General features: G+C 49.0%; 15 protein-coding genes. 7 read left to right on the forward strand and 8 right to left on the reverse strand.

The genetic code is table 11. The features are described from left to right. The first annotated feature begins 38 nt into the window (after nt 1-38). Both HMPREF9447_RS24290 and HMPREF9447_RS24295 read left to right on the forward strand, forming a co-directional pair. Nucleotides 39-2372 (forward strand): DUF5682 family protein, encoded by a 2334-nt coding sequence (locus tag HMPREF9447_RS24290; protein WP_009132324.1) that lies wholly within the window; start codon nt 39-41, stop codon nt 2370-2372. A 10-nt stretch (nt 2373-2382) separates the two neighbouring features. Then, on the forward strand, nt 2383-3513 hold the full coding sequence (locus HMPREF9447_RS24295; protein WP_009132325.1) for a vWA domain-containing protein: 1131 nt from the start codon (nt 2383-2385) through the stop codon (nt 3511-3513). Here HMPREF9447_RS24295 and HMPREF9447_RS24300 read toward each other — a convergent pair. Together HMPREF9447_RS24300 and HMPREF9447_RS24305 are read right to left on the reverse strand one after the other, a co-directional pair. Continuing rightward, nucleotides 3510-4406 (reverse strand): helix-turn-helix domain-containing protein, encoded by an 897-nt coding sequence (locus HMPREF9447_RS24300; RefSeq protein ID WP_044138624.1) that lies wholly within the window; start codon nt 4404-4406, stop codon nt 3510-3512. The two genes, HMPREF9447_RS24295 and HMPREF9447_RS24300, sit on opposite strands and share 4 nt — an antisense overlap. Before the next feature lie 2 nt (nt 4407-4408). Then, nucleotides 4409-5311, reverse strand: coding sequence for a helix-turn-helix domain-containing protein (locus HMPREF9447_RS24305; RefSeq protein WP_009132327.1), 903 nt, complete (start codon nt 5309-5311; stop codon nt 4409-4411). Nucleotides 5312-5687: 376 nt separating this feature from the next. On the opposite strand from HMPREF9447_RS24305, the gene HMPREF9447_RS24310 reads away from it, so the two are divergent. From HMPREF9447_RS24310 to HMPREF9447_RS24320, 3 genes are all read left to right on the forward strand, one after another. Further along, on the forward strand, nt 5688-6869 hold the full coding sequence (locus tag HMPREF9447_RS24310; protein ID WP_009132328.1) for an iron-containing alcohol dehydrogenase: 1182 nt from the start codon (nt 5688-5690) through the stop codon (nt 6867-6869). 98 nt (nt 6870-6967) lie between these two features. Beyond that, entirely contained in the window at nt 6968-7582 is a 615-nt protein-coding gene (locus HMPREF9447_RS24315) for a flavodoxin family protein (protein WP_009132329.1), read from the forward strand. 245 nt (nt 7583-7827) lie between these two features. Continuing rightward, complete coding sequence (locus HMPREF9447_RS24320) at nt 7828-9030, forward strand: MFS transporter (protein ID WP_009132330.1); 1203 nt, start codon at nt 7828-7830, stop codon at nt 9028-9030. Between the two features lie 12 nt (nt 9031-9042). Here HMPREF9447_RS24320 and HMPREF9447_RS24325 read toward each other — a convergent pair whose 3' ends face one another. The 6 genes from HMPREF9447_RS24325 to HMPREF9447_RS24355 form a co-directional block, all read right to left on the reverse strand. Then, nucleotides 9043-9669, reverse strand: coding sequence for a zeta toxin family protein (locus HMPREF9447_RS24325; protein ID WP_009132331.1), 627 nt, complete (start codon nt 9667-9669; stop codon nt 9043-9045). After that, complete coding sequence (locus HMPREF9447_RS24330; protein ID WP_009132332.1) at nt 9666-9872, reverse strand: hypothetical protein; 207 nt, start codon at nt 9870-9872, stop codon at nt 9666-9668. The genes HMPREF9447_RS24325 and HMPREF9447_RS24330 overlap by 4 nt, the downstream gene beginning before the upstream one ends. Before the next feature lie 145 nt (nt 9873-10017). Continuing rightward, nucleotides 10018-10533, reverse strand: coding sequence for an HU family DNA-binding protein (locus HMPREF9447_RS24335; RefSeq protein WP_009132333.1), 516 nt, complete (start codon nt 10531-10533; stop codon nt 10018-10020). Nucleotides 10534-10893: 360 nt separating this feature from the next. After that, nucleotides 10894-13194, reverse strand: coding sequence for a leucine-rich repeat domain-containing protein (locus HMPREF9447_RS27515; protein ID WP_009132334.1), 2301 nt, complete (start codon nt 13192-13194; stop codon nt 10894-10896). An 8-nt stretch (nt 13195-13202) separates the two neighbouring features. After that, nucleotides 13203-13424 carry a hypothetical protein gene (locus HMPREF9447_RS24350; RefSeq protein WP_009132335.1) on the reverse strand — a complete coding sequence of 74 codons (222 nt, stop codon included), beginning with the start codon at nt 13422-13424 and terminating at the stop codon, nt 13203-13205. 395 nt (nt 13425-13819) lie between these two features. Next, nucleotides 13820-14848: a tyrosine-type recombinase/integrase gene (locus HMPREF9447_RS24355; RefSeq protein ID WP_009132336.1), complete on the reverse strand. Its 1029-nt coding sequence runs from the start codon at nt 14846-14848 to the stop codon at nt 13820-13822. 245 nt (nt 14849-15093) lie between these two features. Here HMPREF9447_RS24355 and HMPREF9447_RS24360 point away from each other — a divergent pair, with 245 nt between their 5' ends. Then, on the forward strand, nt 15094-16122 hold the full coding sequence (locus HMPREF9447_RS24360; RefSeq protein ID WP_009132337.1) for an alpha/beta hydrolase: 1029 nt from the start codon (nt 15094-15096) through the stop codon (nt 16120-16122). Nucleotides 16123-16135: 13 nt separating this feature from the next. Next, nucleotides 16136-16666 (forward strand): cyclophilin-like fold protein, encoded by a 531-nt coding sequence (locus HMPREF9447_RS24365; protein WP_009132338.1) that lies wholly within the window; start codon nt 16136-16138, stop codon nt 16664-16666. Nucleotides 16667-16674: the final 8 nt, after the last annotated feature.

Here is a 16674-nt window from a genome sequence, read left to right on the forward strand (position 1 = left end):
AATCAAATAAAATCTTAATGAACTAAAAGACTCAAAAAATGTCCATTCATTTATTAGGAATAAGACACCACGGCCCCGGTTCGTGCCGGAATGTACTGGAATACTTGCAGGAGCTACAGCCTGACCTTATCCTTCTGGAAGGTCCGGCAGAAGCTGAGGTATTGCTTCCATGTGCATTGAACGAGCAAATGGAACCGCCCGTTGCCCTGCTTGCCTATCAACCCGACCAGCCGCAGAATGCCGTGTTCTATCCGTTCGCTGAGTTCTCTCCAGAGTGGCAGACGATATGCTATGCAATGCGCAATGAAGTGCCGTTGCGTTTCTTCGATCTGCCCCTAGCACACTCTATGGCGCTGAGTCAAAAGTCTGCCAAAGAAGAAAAAGAAGAAACGCCGCAGGACGAACCGGAAGGACAAGAGACGACACAGGAAGTTATTACTGAAACGGAAACAGGCATTCAAGAAGCGAAAATAAGTGCAAAAGAACAGGAAACTGCCTCCGAAACCGAAGAAGGAACCACCGATATATACAGAGACCCTTTCGACTATCTGGCGGAAGCCGCCGGATATACGGATGGCGAATGTTGGTGGGAAACTACCATCGAGCACCGTAAAGACAGTGCCGACGTATTTCTGGCAGTGCAAGAAGCGGTCACCGCACTACGTGAAGAACTTCCCAAACATACCTCTCCCCGCGACCTGCTCCGTGAAGCCTGGATGCGCAAGATGATACGTGCGGCACAGAAAGAGAACTTCGAACGTATCGCCGTGGTTTGTGGCGCCTGGCATGTGCCTGCACTTGAAAATATGCCCAAAGTGAAAGAAGACAATGAACTGCTGAAAGGACTTGCCAAAGTAAAAGTAGAATGTACCTGGATACCCTGGACCTACGACCGCCTCTCCTTCCGCAGCGGGTATGGAGCGGGAATAGAGTCTCCCGGCTGGTATCATTATCTCTGGCATCATCCCGAAGATGACGGTACTCTCTGGATCAGTCAGGCCGCCTCTCTTTTCCGCAAGAAGAACATGGATATTTCAGTGGCCCACGTCATCGAAACGGTTCGTCTGGCACAGGTGACGGCTGCTTTGCGCAACCTCCCCACCCCTTCGCTGGCAGAGTTCAACGAAGCCATCACCACCGTCATGGGCTTTGGCGACGACATCCTTCTGCAAATCATCAAAGAAGAACTTATCATCAGCGACCGTTTGGGGCGTGTTCCAGACAATGTTCCCAAAGTTCCCCTTCTGGTAGATGTGGAAAAGACACAAAAGCGGCTGCGCGTTCCGTTTACCGCCGAAATCAAAGAACTGACGCTCGACCTTCGTAAACCGAACGATCTGGAAAGAAGTATCTTCTTCCACCGCCTGCACCTTTTAGAAATAGATTGGGCCATCCCGGGCAGCTCCGACGGTAAAGGTACGTTCAAGGAAAAATGGACGCTTTACCACAAACCGGAACAGATCATCAGCATCATCGAAAAAGCCATCTGGGGAAATACACTGGAAGAAGCCACCCAAAAGTATCTGCTCAAACAGACCGGAGAGATAAGGCATATTCCGGAACTCACCCATCTGCTCGACCGGGTGATTCCCGCCAATCTGCCGGATTTAGTAGATGCCATGACCGTACAACTCGACCGTCTTTCGGCTGCCTCTACCGATATTATCGAAATGATGGAAGCCGTTCCCGACCTGGTCAGCATCGTCCGCTATGGCAATGTGCGCAATCTGGATTTCTCCAAAGTAGGTAATATGCTTCATGCCATGATTGCCCGTATCCTTGCAGGAGGCGTACTTGTCTGCATCAATATCGATGAAGAGGCGGCAGCGGATATTCTCAACAAACTGGTGTCTACGGACTATGCGGTATCCACCCTTAACGATCCGGAACTGAACACGATGTGGCTTGAATTTATCCGCCAGGTGCGTACATCCGTTAATGTACATCCGCTGTTATCCGGCTATGCCACACGCTTGCTGAACGACAAAGGGGACATCTCACCGGAGGAGGCACAGAACACCCTCAGTTACTATTCTTCCGTCGGCAACGCTCCGGCAGACATGGCATATTGGTTCGAAGGATTTCTCCGTTCTTCCGGAGCTATCCTGTTGTTGGATGACAATCTTTGGAATCTTGTAAACAACTGGGTATGCGGGCAGGACAAGGAGACTTTCATGGAACTGCTCCCCATATTGAAACGCACATTCAGCGAGTTCACCCCACCGGAACGCCGCAAACTGGGCGAAAAAGCCAAAGCAAGCGATGCAGGCGGCATACAGACGCAGACGGTCACAGTCTCCGCCCACAATGAAGCGGAAGCTGCCAAAGTAATCCCGCTGATCCGCCAATTATTAGGAATTGAAACGAAGTAAAGAGTAAACTATGGAAGAAGAATATCTGAAAAGATGGCGCCTGATATTGGGTGGAAACGAGGCCGACGGTACAGGCATCACGCTGACGCAGGAAGAGCAACGCATCGACCAGTCTCTGGAAGCTGTGTACGACAGTGATCGGCGCGGCGGACTCGGCTCGTCCGCCCCGAAAGTAAGCCGCTGGCTGGGAGACATCCGCGAGTTTTTCCCGCAGACGGTGGTACAAGTTATCCAACGCGATGCCATCAAACGGCTGAACATCACCTCACTGCTGACGGAAAAGGAAATGCTGGAAACCGTAGTGCCGGATGTGCATCTGGTAGCTACACTAATGTCGCTCAGCCGTGTAATCCCGGAAAAGAACAAGGAAATGGCACGGCAGGTAGTCCGCAAAGTAGTGGATGAATTGTTGCGCAAACTCTCTGCCCCTACCCAACAGGCTGTGACGGGAGCACTCAATCGTTCCGCCCGCCGGAGAAATCCGCGTTATAACGAAATAGACTGGAAAACCACCATCACCAAGAACCTGAAAAATTATCAGCCGGAATATAAGACGATTATCCCGGAAGTGCGCATCGGCTACGGCAGGAAGCGGAAAGCGATGAAAGACATCATTCTCTGTCTGGACCAGAGCGGTTCAATGGGAACATCGGTGATTTATTCTGGAATATTCGGATCGGTGCTGGCTTCCATTCCGGCAGTAAGCACGCGGATGGTAGTATTTGATACGGCAGTTGTAGACCTGACCGATGATTTGCAAGACCCGGTAGATCTGCTTTTTGGCGTGCAGTTGGGTGGAGGTACGGACATCGCCCGTGCCCTGACCTATTGCCAGGGAGTGATTACCCGTCCGCAGGATACGGTACTGGTGCTGGTTACCGACTTGTATGAAGGTGGCGATGCCCGGGAAATGCGCAAGAAGTTCGTATCTTTAGTGAACAGTGGTGTGCAACTCATCGTGCTGCCTGCACTGAATGACGACGGCGCCCCCTCTTACGACAAGAGCCATGCGGAGTTTCTGGCAAATATCGGTGTACCGACTTTCGCCTGTACACCCGATAAATTTCCCGACCTCATGGCGGCAGCGCTTAGCAAACAAGATATAGGGATGTGGATATCGCAGAACATCAAAAGTACTTAGTTCTGTGAAAGCCTGTATTCATTAGGGGCTACCCCTACCAGTTTTCTGAACAGGTTGCTGAAATATTGCACGCTTGAAAAGCCCAATATTTCGGCAACCGAACTAACGGTATTCTCATTGGCAGACAACATTTTCTTGGCTATCTCTATCCTTTTCAACTGGAAATATTCATCCAGGTTCTTCCCCGTTTCAAACTTCAACAGGTCCATGAAATAGCGTGGCGACAAGTGAAGTAGATTTGCACAATACTTTACGGTCGGCAATATCTTGGTCTTCAACTGCCCGGAGCGGATATATTCATCCAACAGCGTATCCATTTTGCACAATATTGTCTTATTCGCCTCATTCCGCGTAATGAACTGGCGTTCGTAGAAGCGGGAACAATAATCCAGCAACAATTCTATATATCTTGAGATTAACACCTTGCTATGGCAGTCTATCGCATGCTTTAGTTCCTGCTCTATATTGCAGAAACACTCCACAGCTTTCGTTTTCTCACGCAACGACAGATGCAACGCTTCATTGGGACTGTAAGAGAAGAACGGACAATGCCTGACGTGCTGCTCCAGAGAGGTATTACACAGAAAGTCCGGATGGAATGCCAGCAGCCAACCTTTTTGGGGAAGAACCTTCCCGTCATTCATATCGATAGATGCTCCCGGAGCCAGAAACAACATGGTGGCATTGGAATAGTCGTAGTATTTACGTCCATAGATATAGTCGCAACATTCACTTTCCAGCAATAACAGGGTGTAAAAGTCGAACTTGATGGTACGTTGCATCACGTTGGCTTTGGATAAGTCAATAGCACTCACCAGCGGATGCAGTGTCTTGTTGCCCAGGCAACAATTACACTGATGTACGGTCTCTATGTTCAATATATCCTTTTTCAAAGCTATGAATTTTGCAGTCGGTATTCGTTCGGGGTGCAGCCTACGCGCTTCTTAAACAGGCGGTTCAGGTGCTGCGGATACTGAAATCCCAGCCTGTAAGCAATCTCGCTGATGGTTTCTTCCGCTCCGAGGATGTGCTCTTTGGCCAGTTCGATGACCTTTGTCTGTATATGTTCCTGGGGTGTTTTCCCGGTTTCCTTCTTAATCATATCACCAAAGTAATTGGGAGAAAGATAAATCCTGTCTGCGAAATATTTCACTGACGGCAACCCCTCCTGCATCGGAAGACCGCTCTGGAAATATTCATCCAACAGTTGTTCGAACTTCGTCAAGGCATCTTTATTCGCATTGCTACGGGTGATGAACTGGCGCTCATAGAAACGCATGCAATAGTTGAGCAAGAGTTCTATGTTCATTGCAATCAATGACTTGCTGTGCTTGTCTATAGGATGCTCCAGTTCGATGCTGATTTTCTTCAGGCAGTCCATCACGGTTTCTTTCTCCTGGTCGGACAGGTGCAAAGCCTCATGCACTGCATAAGAGAAGAAGGTATAGTTCTTTATCGTTTTCCCAAGTGCAGTCCCGTGAATCAAATCGGGATGAAAGACGAGACCGTAAACGGGCTGGCTGATTTGGTCACCAACCGTACTCACACTAATCGTCTGTCCGGGTGCAAAACAGACAATAGTACCTTCCTGATAGTCATAAGACTGACGGCCGTACTTAATATCACAAGTCTTTGCCAGCTTCAAAAAAAGTGCGTAAACACCATAATGCATTTGTATTTGATTGACCGCCCGCGTCGCTTTCGTAAGATCGACAACACTTACCAAAGGGTGCAATGTTTCAAGTCCGTACAAATGATTGTACTGGTCCACATTATCCAGATTTATAACCTTTTCCATAATCCTAAGTATTTGAACAGCAGCAAAGATATGAATTATTTTTTCAGAATAATAAGGTGTCTGTAATAAGGGTTATACTATCTGTAATTGGGGTATAACTTTCATTCATTACGAAAAAGAAATGAATAAAGTTACGAGCTACAGGCTACAAGCTACAAGTAGCTGCGCTATGTTCCGAAAGGCACTTGTAGCTTGTAGCCTGTAGCTCGTAACTGATTCATTACCCTACAAGAATAAGCAGAAACAGTAAAAAGGGTTATTCAATCTGTAATCCGGGTATTCTGCAATCGCAGGAAGACAGCTAATTTTGCAGCATCCGATAGTTCCCTATGGAGAACCATTAAAACGATTACAAAATTAAATAACTGAAAGACGTATGAATACAAGAATGAATTTTTCTTTTTACAACCCTACCCGCATCCTATTCGGCGCAGGCGAACTGAACAATCTGCACAAGCAGACAATGCCCGGCAAGAAAGCCCTACTTTTGATTTCAAATGGTAAGTCGACCAAGGTCAACGGTTCGCTCGACCGCACGATTGAACAATTGGAAAAGGCCGGCATAGAGTATGCCATCTTCGATAAGATTATGGAAAACCCGTACCGAAGCGTCGTCATGGAAGGAGCCGCTTTTGCCAAAGAAAATACCTGCGATTTTATTCTGGCTCTCGGAGGAGGTGCCGTACTCGATGCATCAGTCGCAATAGCGGCAATGGCAACGAACCCGGGCGACTTATGGGATTATGTTTTTGGCGGCACCGGCAAAGCAATGCCACTGAAAAATCCGGGATTGCCCATAGTTACCATTGCCACAACTTCAGGAACAGGCTCCGAAATCAATTGCTGGGGCGTTATCTCCAATCCCGACACGAATGAGAAAATCGGTTTCGGCGCACCGGAACTGACTCCCGTTCTTGCCATCGTAGACCCGGAACTGATGCGAACCGTTCCCGCCAAATACACGGCATACCAAGGATTTGATGCTTTGTTCCACAACACAGAGGTAATGATAAGCAACAGCGTAAATATTCTGAGCGAAGCGATTGCATTGTCCGCCATCGAGAATATTACGAAATACCTGCCACGTGCAGTCAGAGACGGGAATGATATGGAAGCAAGAGAACGCGTCGCTTATGGCAGCACAATGGCAGGCATCACCATGCAACTGACAAGCACCACGGCCGAACATTCCATGGAACACTCCATGAGTGCCTATCATCATAATCTTCCTCACGGCGCAGGGCTGATTATGATTTCCCGTGCTTTCTATGAGTTCTTCATCGAGCGTCATGCCTGCGACGAGCAGTTCATCAAAATGGCAAAAGCAATGGGCATTGAAAATGCCAACAAACCGGAAGATTTCATCACGGCGCTTGTCAAATTGCAGGAGGATTGCGGTGTGGCCGATTTGAAGATGAGCGATTACGGGTTCCGGAAAGAAGAATCCATGACGCTTGCCCGAGGTGCCCGCTCCATGCAGGGAGGATTATTCCTTGCCAATCCTTGCGAAATGACGGATGAAGACTGCGCGGGAATTTTCGACAAATCCTATCGTTGATGGATGGATGGGCGAACCTTATAAGTCATGCCAGTGTTTTTAATATAAATATACGCTTCAAAGTCTGACGAATATAATTAATATCAAGAAGAAAAAAGATGAAAGTATTACTGATAAATGGAAGTCCCCGGAAAAACGGAAATACACATTTGGCTTTATCGGAGGTAGCAAAGGCGCTGAATGAAAACGGAGTAGAAACAGAAATCATTTCTATCGGAACAAAAGCCGTACAAGGTTGCATAGCCTGCAATCGCTGCACTGAATTGGGACGGTGTATCTTTAAAGACGAATTGTACAACAACATCCGCCAGAAACTGGAAGAAGGTATTGACGGACTGGTAGTAGGCTCACCGACCTATTACGCCGGTCCCAATGGTTCGCTGTGCGCCCTGTTAGACCGTCTTTTCTATTCAAGCTCGGAGTTGATGGAGTACAAACCGGCTACGGCAATAGCTGTTTGCCGGAGAGGTGGAGCCAGTGCTACTCTTGACAGATTGAATAAGTATTTCACAATAAACCATATGCCTGTTGTTTCTTCCCAATATTGGAATATTATTCATGGAATGATGCCGGGCGATGTCCTGCAAGATGCGGAAGGATTACAGACTATGCGAATGTTAGGCAGAAATATGGCCTGGTTATTGAAAAATACGGCTGACGGGCAGAAGCACCCGGAAGCAGAACCTTTGGTACGGACAAACTTTATCCGTTAATTGAAATCATAATAGAATCATTGAGTTCTCACAGAGAAGCGTAAACAGACTAAAACGATGTGTTTCCATAGTCTGTTTACGCTTTTATTTTCAGAAAAAAGGGGGCAATAGCTATCAATTTATTCTCCAGCATCCCATAATCTGTAATTCGGGTTATCACTCCCGTAATCTATCTACCAAGATTTGTATGAGTTCTTCCGTACTTTGCAGTATAGAAATCAATGTATCAAAGAACCATATAATTTATGAAACAGACTAATAAATTGAAACCCGGTTCGGGCGCTTTGCTCGTATTCATCCTCACCGCAGGAGTCTTCGGAATCATCAACACCGAAATGGGAGTCATCGGAATCCTCCCCCTGATAGCCGAGCATTTCCACGTAACCGTTCCCGAAGCAGGATGGACGGTCAGTATATTCGCATTGGTAGTGGCTATATCAGCGCCCATTATGCCGCTACTTTTCTCGGGCATAAACCGGAAGAAAGTCATGCTACTGGCACTGGGAGTCTTCACACTGAGCAACATCATTTCGATGCTTACCTCCAACTTTACCATACTACTGATAGCCCGTGCCCTTCCGGCTTTCCTTCATCCTGTATATGTATCGATGGCTTTCACGGTAGCGGCCGCATCTGTCAGCAAAGAGAAAGCTCCGAAGGCCGTAGCCAAAGTCTTCATCGGAGTATCCGCCGGCATGGTATTGGGTGTACCGGTGACCAGCTACATAGCGAGTGAGGTGTCGTTTACGATGGGTATGATGTTTTTCACGGTGGTGAATGCACTGGTATTTATGGCTACCCTCCTATTCGTGCCCTCCATGCCCGTTAAAGAAAAGCTATCTTACGGTACGCAACTCAATGTGCTGAAAAAGAAGATTATCTGGTATTCCATTATGGCTGTCACCTTGATAAACGGTGCTTTATTCGGATTCTTCAGTTATATGTCTGATTATCTGAGAACGGTTACAGAAGTTTCTTATAGTGTCATCAGCATCTTGCTGATGATATACGGGCTTGCCAATATTATCGGAAACGTCATTGCAGGAAAACAGTTAGCCACCAACCCGATACGCAGCATGATATTCATTCCGTTCGCACTATTCACCTTTTATATATGTATATTCATTTTAGGGGAATGGCTTGCGGCCATGACTGTTATTATTCTGATTCTGGGTATTCTGGCAGGATACGGGCAAAACACCATGCAATATATGATAACCGAAGCCGCTCCCGAAGCTCCGGATTTCGCTAACGGCTTGTTCCTATTATCCGCCAATCTGGGTACGACGGTGGGTACGGCAGCCTGCGGAGCATTTATCACTTTCTTTGATACACGCTATTCCGTAATCGGTTCTTCGCTGTTCCTTGCGGTCAGCATAGTATTCGTTGTTCTGAGAATTCGCACGGTGCAATCTTCGAAAACGATGGGACTGAAAGTCGCAGCATAATAATGGAAACTATTAAATCGACAAATCTTCAAGCCCCCCTTTATAGATGGGTTGAGCCCATCTGGGAATATCCTCTACATATTTCTTCACCAATTTTCCATCTCTTAATCTGAATAGTAAGCAGGCATCTGCATTATCAACAGAATTATCATAAACGTAAGTTCTGTCCGCTAATTCGGAAACAATGCAACCATTGGCTATGGACTTATCGTAACGCGAAATAATCTTGGTGATAGGAACATCATGCCCCCCTTCCATCACTCTGCGTGCAATACGTGCAGCATTAATAGTAGGATGTGCCGTACAGACGAAAAAAAAACGAACGAAGAAACCGGCCTCTTTCGCCCGCATCACATAATCAATTTTATCTTCTACAGAGAGAACCGTTTCAAATATAATACTTCTGCGTTCTACAAGACATTCCTCCCGCAGCTTTTCACAGTATTGCACAGACTGTATGATAGCTTCCCGTGAATTCCAGTCGCCGAATTTATCTTGCGCTACAATATCCGGATTAATATAAACAGCATCTTCCATCCACTCGTGATGAAGAATTTTAGAGGTCACAGAAGTCTTCCCCGAACCGTTTGGTCCGGCAATAACAATCAACACCGGCTTATGAAAAATAGTTTCCATCATTTCTTCCTTTCACTACGTTTCTTCGCCCACTCCCGCTTACGCAAGGTTACAGTTTCATCCAATTGCTTGAAGAACTTTTCCGTAGCCTCCATTGCTTTATGCTTAGCGTCTTTTGCCACCTCACTCATTAGCTGGGCAAGCATGGCATCCGTAGGGTCTTCCATTCCGGTCAAACGATAAGCATTCATTTCTTTCTCTGACATAAGTTTTTCTTTTGATTCAATGCCCCAAAGATACAAAAACTCCGGCAATGCTACTGCATGCCGGAGCTTTTTTCATATATCCATCATCCGCCGTTGCCACCAACCGCCGGACGCCTCTCTTTTTATTTTATAAGGTCATCGGCCTCTATCCCAACGGATTTTCATCAAGGCTACCTTCACCACCGGAGCCACCGGAACCGGAGCCGCTTCCGCCGCCCTGCCCTTTCGCTTCTTTATAAGCGCGGGTGCTGGCATAAGTGAAACCATTGTCCACCACACCCACATTCTCGAACGAGAGTCCGTCCTTGATGGCGGACATCAGTTCTTTGGAGGGGGTGAAGATTACTTTGACGTTCTTTATCATGGTGGCGGCGTTAAACTGGTCCACATCCTCCACACCCGCGCTGCCGAAGCTGAGGCGCAGGGTGCCCAGCTTGCCCAGTTGCACGCTGTTGCCCAACTGCAATTGCAGGGGGATGCCGTCGCACACCAGGTTGAAACCCGACTCCAGTTCCGTGGGCGCAGTGGTGGTGTTGCGGGTCACCACGCGGCAGACGGTGCCGGTGTTCAGGCGGTTAGTTACTGTGGGCGAAGCATACCACTTGCCCGGGTCGTCCTTCTTCTGAAGGTTCTTTTTTCTTACAAATCTATATTTTGGCATATCGTTATAGTTTTTATTTAATGATGCGTCGGTCTGGGAAAGGGATTTTCCGGGGTGGCTCCGGAAGGCCCTGTGGCGCGGTTTTTCAGTTCTGGGCACGGAGCAAAAACTGCATGCGCTTCGCGTTTAAACTGCGTGCGCACGCAGTTTAAATTCCGTGCGCTTCCATTTTTAACTCCGTGCGCACGCAGTTTTCGCTCCATACGCACGCGGTTTTCGGGGAATCGGCGGAAGATGATATATATTTACATAATTAGCGACCGTCGTTCTGTTTCCGTTGTGTGGCGCTACCGATGCCTCTCTTCGGACAATGCCGAAGAGAGGGGATGCGGTAAATGCCTGAACAAGGAAATGAGGGAATTAGGGTACGGAGACAGCACCTCCCCAAGCGGTGAGGACAGATGCATAGTTGCTAAGATGGGTGGCACCTTTGAAGCAATCGGTGGTAGTCCATGATGCGCCGCCTTTCTCATAGCTCCATAGGTCGGGAGCCGTGCCGCCGGAGGTACCGGAGGAAAGGGCGCTTCCTACATTCTCGAAACATTTATTGAACCGCATACTTTTCCCGGAAAAGCGGTCATGGCTATTGGTTGCACTGAATATATTCTCGTTCAGCACAAGACTGGTGCAACCGGAAAAGCAGCCGTAGAAGTTCGTTGCCTCCGTGTTCTTATCGAACAATCCTGACGGAATGCCGGACAGTGAGGTACACTCGGAGAAGCAGGAGCTGAAGTCTGTTGCCAGCGTGTTCTTGTCGAACAAACTTGCCGGGATGCCGGACAGTGAGGTACACTCGGAGAAGCAGAAGCCGAAGTCCGTTACCAGCGTGTTATTAGCGAACAATCCTGTCGGAATGCCGGACAGTGAAGTGTGGGAAAAGCAGTAGCGGAAGCTCGTTGCCTGCGTGTTGTTATCGAACAAATTTGTCGGAATGCTTAGGACTGAAGTGCAGCCGGAGAAGCAGAAGCCGAAGTCCGTTACCAGCGTGTTCTTATCAAACAATCCTGTCGGAATGCCGGACAGTGAAGTGCAGCCGGAGAAGCAGCCGCTGAAGTTCGTTACCTGCGTGTTATTGGCGAACAATCCTGACGGAATGCTGGACAGTGAAGTCCAGCCGAAGAAGCAGTGGTCGAAGTTCGTTGCCTGCGTGTTCTTATCGAACAATCCTGACGGAATACTGGACAGTGAAGTCCAGCCGTAGAAGCAGTAGCTGAAGTTCGTTGCCTGCGTGTTCTTATCGAACAATCCTGTCGGAATGCTTGGGACTGAAGTGCAGCGGGAGAAGCAGGAGCTGAAGTCCGTTGCCTCCGTGTTATTGTCGAACAATCCTGTCGGAATGCCGGACAGTGACGTGCAGTTGTAGAAGCAGTAGCTGAAGTTCGTTACCTGCGTGTTCTTGTCGAACAATCCTGATGGAATGCTGGACAGTGAAGTGCAGCCGTTGAAGTAATTATTGAAGTCCGTTGCCAGCGTGTTCAGCAAGGGGGTGTCGATGCTAATCAGCTTAATTAGATTGGAACTCGCCCCTCTATAAGAGTCAAATTTTATAGACGGTATTTGTTGTTGCGTTTTGTCCGTCTGTCCGGATGTGATAGTAAGGGTGTATGTGCCTGCCGCTACATACGTGTGGTTGAAATTATCATTCCAAGAAAGGGCAGTGCCCGATGCCACCGTCGTAAGAGCGGTGCCGTCTCCCCAGTCTACAGTAAGTTCGGCAGGGGTGCTGCCGGATGTGGGAAATGGAATACTGAATGTCAGGTCGCCGCTGCCCACCTTTACGGTGAGTGCCATTACCGCTTTCTCCTGCCAACTCATCGAAGTTCCGTCTATCGCCGCCGTATATCTCATTCCCGCAGCATAAGTCTTTCCTCCGTCTATCGTTATTTCCGCCTGATAGGTCTTGTCGCCCGTCAGCGTCACGATGAATTTTCCTCCCGCTTTCACCGCCATCTCTTCGGGCATGAAGGCAAGGTAAGCGGTCAGTGTGCGCTTGCCGGCATTGAAGGTCACGGCTCCCGGTGCAAAGTTCAGCGTGAGGCAGCGGGTGCCGCCGGTCGTTTCCACCGTCCACGCCAGGTTGGTCAGCTTGCCCACTTCGGCAGGCACGTTGCTGAGGTCGAACTTCATGATGCTGTTCTTCATTGCTAAAGTGAAATCGTTGCTGAGGTCTGCGATGCCCGTGGAGGCCAGCAGCAGGTAGTTTCGGAGGTGGGCGGTGTTGCCGTCAGAGGTCTGCGTCTGTCCCGTCATGGGGAGGGCGGCGGAGCCGTCCGTGGTGTTCACCGCTACGGTATGGGGGTAGTAAATCGTCCAACTGTCACCGGGGTTGTTAATTGCCGTTCCCGTGAAGGAGCCGGAAGTGGCGCCGTCCGTACCGTTGTACAGGTAGTCGTCGGCATGGGTCACGCAGTTGCTGCCGTTCATCCGCACCACGGTCAGGCAGTCGCTCGCCTGCCAGGTCAGTTTACCGTCCGCGCCTGCAGTGCCGTCTTCGTACGCCACGCGGGTGCCGGACTGCCGTCCGGTGGCGGCGTGTATGGTCATCTTTCCATCTTGTTTGTCGGGGAGGGTGCGGACTGTGTCCGATAAGTCGTCGGTGCTGCAGCCTGAGGCGACAACAGCCAGTGCAAGCGTCAGGGAGGCTGCACAAATCTGTTTCATCGTTTTCATTATTGTTCGAAGGTAAGGATGTCGTTTATCATGTCTTCAAGATCGCTAACGGCGCTGCCGTTATAGCCGCGAGTAGAACCGCTACGGTAAGTTCCTGCAGAGCGGTAGCCACCGCCTCCATCGCCCACACCGGGCAAATCGCCGCTGCCGGCTATCACACCTTCTGTCTCCATAGGTATCACTTCAATCTGCGGTGATACGTAGTTTTCCTTGTGTTTCATAATTCTGTAAATTTATATGTTTATAATTGGGGATGCATGCCGCATGATGGGAAGTTACTTTCCAAGTAACAGCGCACTACTATCCGATGCAGCCCGGAAAAGCGTTTCCAGGACGCACCGTTTAGACTAAAAGATACTTTTCGGGATAAAGAAAGTACAAGAAGTTGTCATTCCGCTTTCAGGACAAAAAGTGGGAGCTGCATTTCATATGCCTGCCGCAGTAGAAATAGGAGGATAATATGTGTTTTTCTTATTTCAGAGTGTTATTATAGTGTATCGTACAAATTTTATTTCAACTTTTCTTAAGGTTTGCTTGACTGTTTGTGAAAATAAGTGCACCTTTGTAGGCGATTACCGTTGTTACTTGGAAAGTAACTTCTTGCTAAAATCGTGCCTTACAGTATGTTGTTATTAGCAAATTTCTTCCATTTGCCTTTCTTCACAGTTGCAATCAGTTGTTTATTCGCTTTATCGAGCCGTTCGTTCTCAAAAGGCTTCAGATAGGTTTCCGTCACCCGTATGGAAGCGTGTCCCAGCGACTGGCTGATGACTCCCAGAGGCAGCCCCATGTGATAAGCCAGCGTTGCCCAGGTGTGGCGTGCCGTATACGAGCTGATCCGTACGCCGGGCAGCAGAAACTCCATCGCCCGTGCCAAATCACGGTTGAACAGTCGCAAGGCATCCTGATAGTCCTTATACAACCCCCATCCGCCAGACGTGTCCGCATCCAGAATGGGGAGCAGGTAGGGGGAATCCGGATTCTCCTTTCCGTACTTGCGCAGCAGGCGCAACGCTTCGGGACACAACTCCACCCGCATCGGGCGTTTCGTCTTGTGGCGCAGGTAGACGAGGTATCGACCTTGCAAATCGCGCTTTCGCAGGTGGGCAAGGTCGATGAAAGGCATGCCCCGGCAGAGGAACATCAAGCGGAAATAATCGAGGGCAGTCTGTCCGGCAATGAAGGGACTGCCCGCCAGCACCTTTTCCATCTGCCATCCTTGCAACGCCCGTTTGGTCTGCGAAACCACGCGGGTATGCACGTCAGCAAACATCTTTGCATCATGTCCCGGAGTGCCGGCAGGCATCCAGCGATTGTACACCGCACGCAGAGAACTCATGTAGCAGGTCACACTGTTCGGCTTCAGCGGACGCGCCTTTTTCTGCATCAACCACTCCTCATAGGCTTTCAGCCGTTCGGGACGGAAGACTTCATTCATCGGCAAAGGCACTCCCCTGCCACCGGCAAAGTCCTGAAACGAATGCAGCGCACACAGATAACCATGTGCAGCCGCATACTTCTGTTCATGTTTCAACTTTTCAATCACCGCAAGCATGTAGGACGACAGCTCCATCCTTCCCACATCAATTCCCACATCGGCTCCTGCATCGGTTCCCACGTCAGGTTCCATATCTTCTGTTTTCATACTTCGATACTATTTAGTTACACGCAACATCGCGCTTAAACCCACAACGGGTTTCGTATCCGCAAAGTTTGTAAACAGAAGATAAAGAAGGACAAGCAGGCGATAAAGCTCCCCGCCCATTTCTTCATAATCTGTAATTCGGGTTATCATGTCCGTAATCTGTCTACAAACAGTATGCTAACTCCGCCGTACATTTGCATTGTAGAAAACAGAGAATCAATTTAATCACCAAAAACAAAGCGTATATGAAACGAATACTATCAGTAGCAGCGTCATTTTTAGTGACACTCGGCACAAGCCTCTCCTTCGCACAAACAGATGCGGACAACTTTTATAAAAGTACTCTTGTCAACATGGAGAAAGTATCCTTCTCCAACCAGTACAAAATGAAAGTGGCCGGCAACCTTTTCCTGCCCAAAGATATGAAAGCAGGAGAAACGTATCCCGCAATCATCGTCGGGCACCCGATGGGGGCAGTCAAGGAACAAAGTGCAAACCTCTATGCCACCAAGATGGCCGAACGCGGTTTCGTCACCCTCTCCATCGACCTGTCCTTCTGGGGAGAGAGTGAAGGAGAACCGCGCAACACCGTCTCCCCGGAAATCTATGCGGAAGACTTCAGCGCAGCAGTCGATTTCCTCGGTACACGCCCGTTCGTCGACCGCAACCGTATCGGCGTAATCGGTATCTGCGGCAGTGGAAGTTTCGCCATCAGTGCGGCAAAAATCGATCCGCGCCTGAAAGCCATTGCAACCATCAGCATGTATAATATGGGTACAGCAAGCCGCAACGGACTGAAACACGCACTGACCCTGGAACAAAGGAAACAAATCATTGCCGAAGCCGCCGAACAACGCTATGCGGAATTTCTGGGTGGAGAAACGAAATACACCGGCGGCACCGTACACGAACTGACGCCTGACTCCTCTCCTATTGAACGCGAGTTTTATGAATTCTACCGTACAGAACGCGGAGAATTTACCCCCGAAGGTGCAACGCCCCTGACCACCACGCACCCCACCCTGGCAAGCAACACGAAGTTCATGAACTTCTATCCGTTTGTCGATATCGAGACCATCTCACCGCGCCCCATGCTCTTCATCGCCGGAGAGAATGCACACTCACGCGAATTCAGCGAAGACGCCTACAGCAAGGCTGCCGAGCCCAAAGAATTATACATCGTGCCCGGTGCAGGCCATGTGGACCTTTACGACCGGGTCAGCCTCATCCCGTTCAACAAGCTGGACTCTTTCTTTAAGGAATACCTGAAATAATACCGTGAAGATTATGAAATATTACTTAGTACTCATTTTTATGACGTTGACATTGTCCGTTTGGGGCACATCATGCAGCGACGATGCTCCTATACCCGAAACAGGGCAACAGATACCTCCGGGAAGTACAGACGATGATGATCCCCCGGTTAATCCCGGTAATGACGATGATGATGATGACGATAATCCTATGAGCAACAACCTAAAAATAACAGTCGGCTCCGCCTCATTCACCGCCACACTGGAAAACAATGCGGCGGCAACAGCCTTCAAGGCATTACTGCCTATGACCATAAACATGTCCGAACTGAACGGCAATGAAAAGTACTTCTACCTATCAGGAAACCTGCCTACCGCATCTTCCAACCCGGGAACCATCCGCACGGGCGACCTGATGCTTTACGGCGGCTCCTGTCTGGTACTTTTCTATGAGACTTTTTCAACATCCTACAGCTACACTCGCCTGGGGCGTGTAAATAACCCTTCGGGACTGGCATCCGCCCTCGGTTCGGGCAGTGTAACCGTAACATTCGAACTACAATAAAAACAAAG

The organism is Bacteroides oleiciplenus YIT 12058 (assembly GCF_000315485.1).
In the GTDB taxonomy this organism is placed as follows: Bacteria; Bacteroidota; Bacteroidia; order Bacteroidales; family Bacteroidaceae; genus Bacteroides; species Bacteroides oleiciplenus.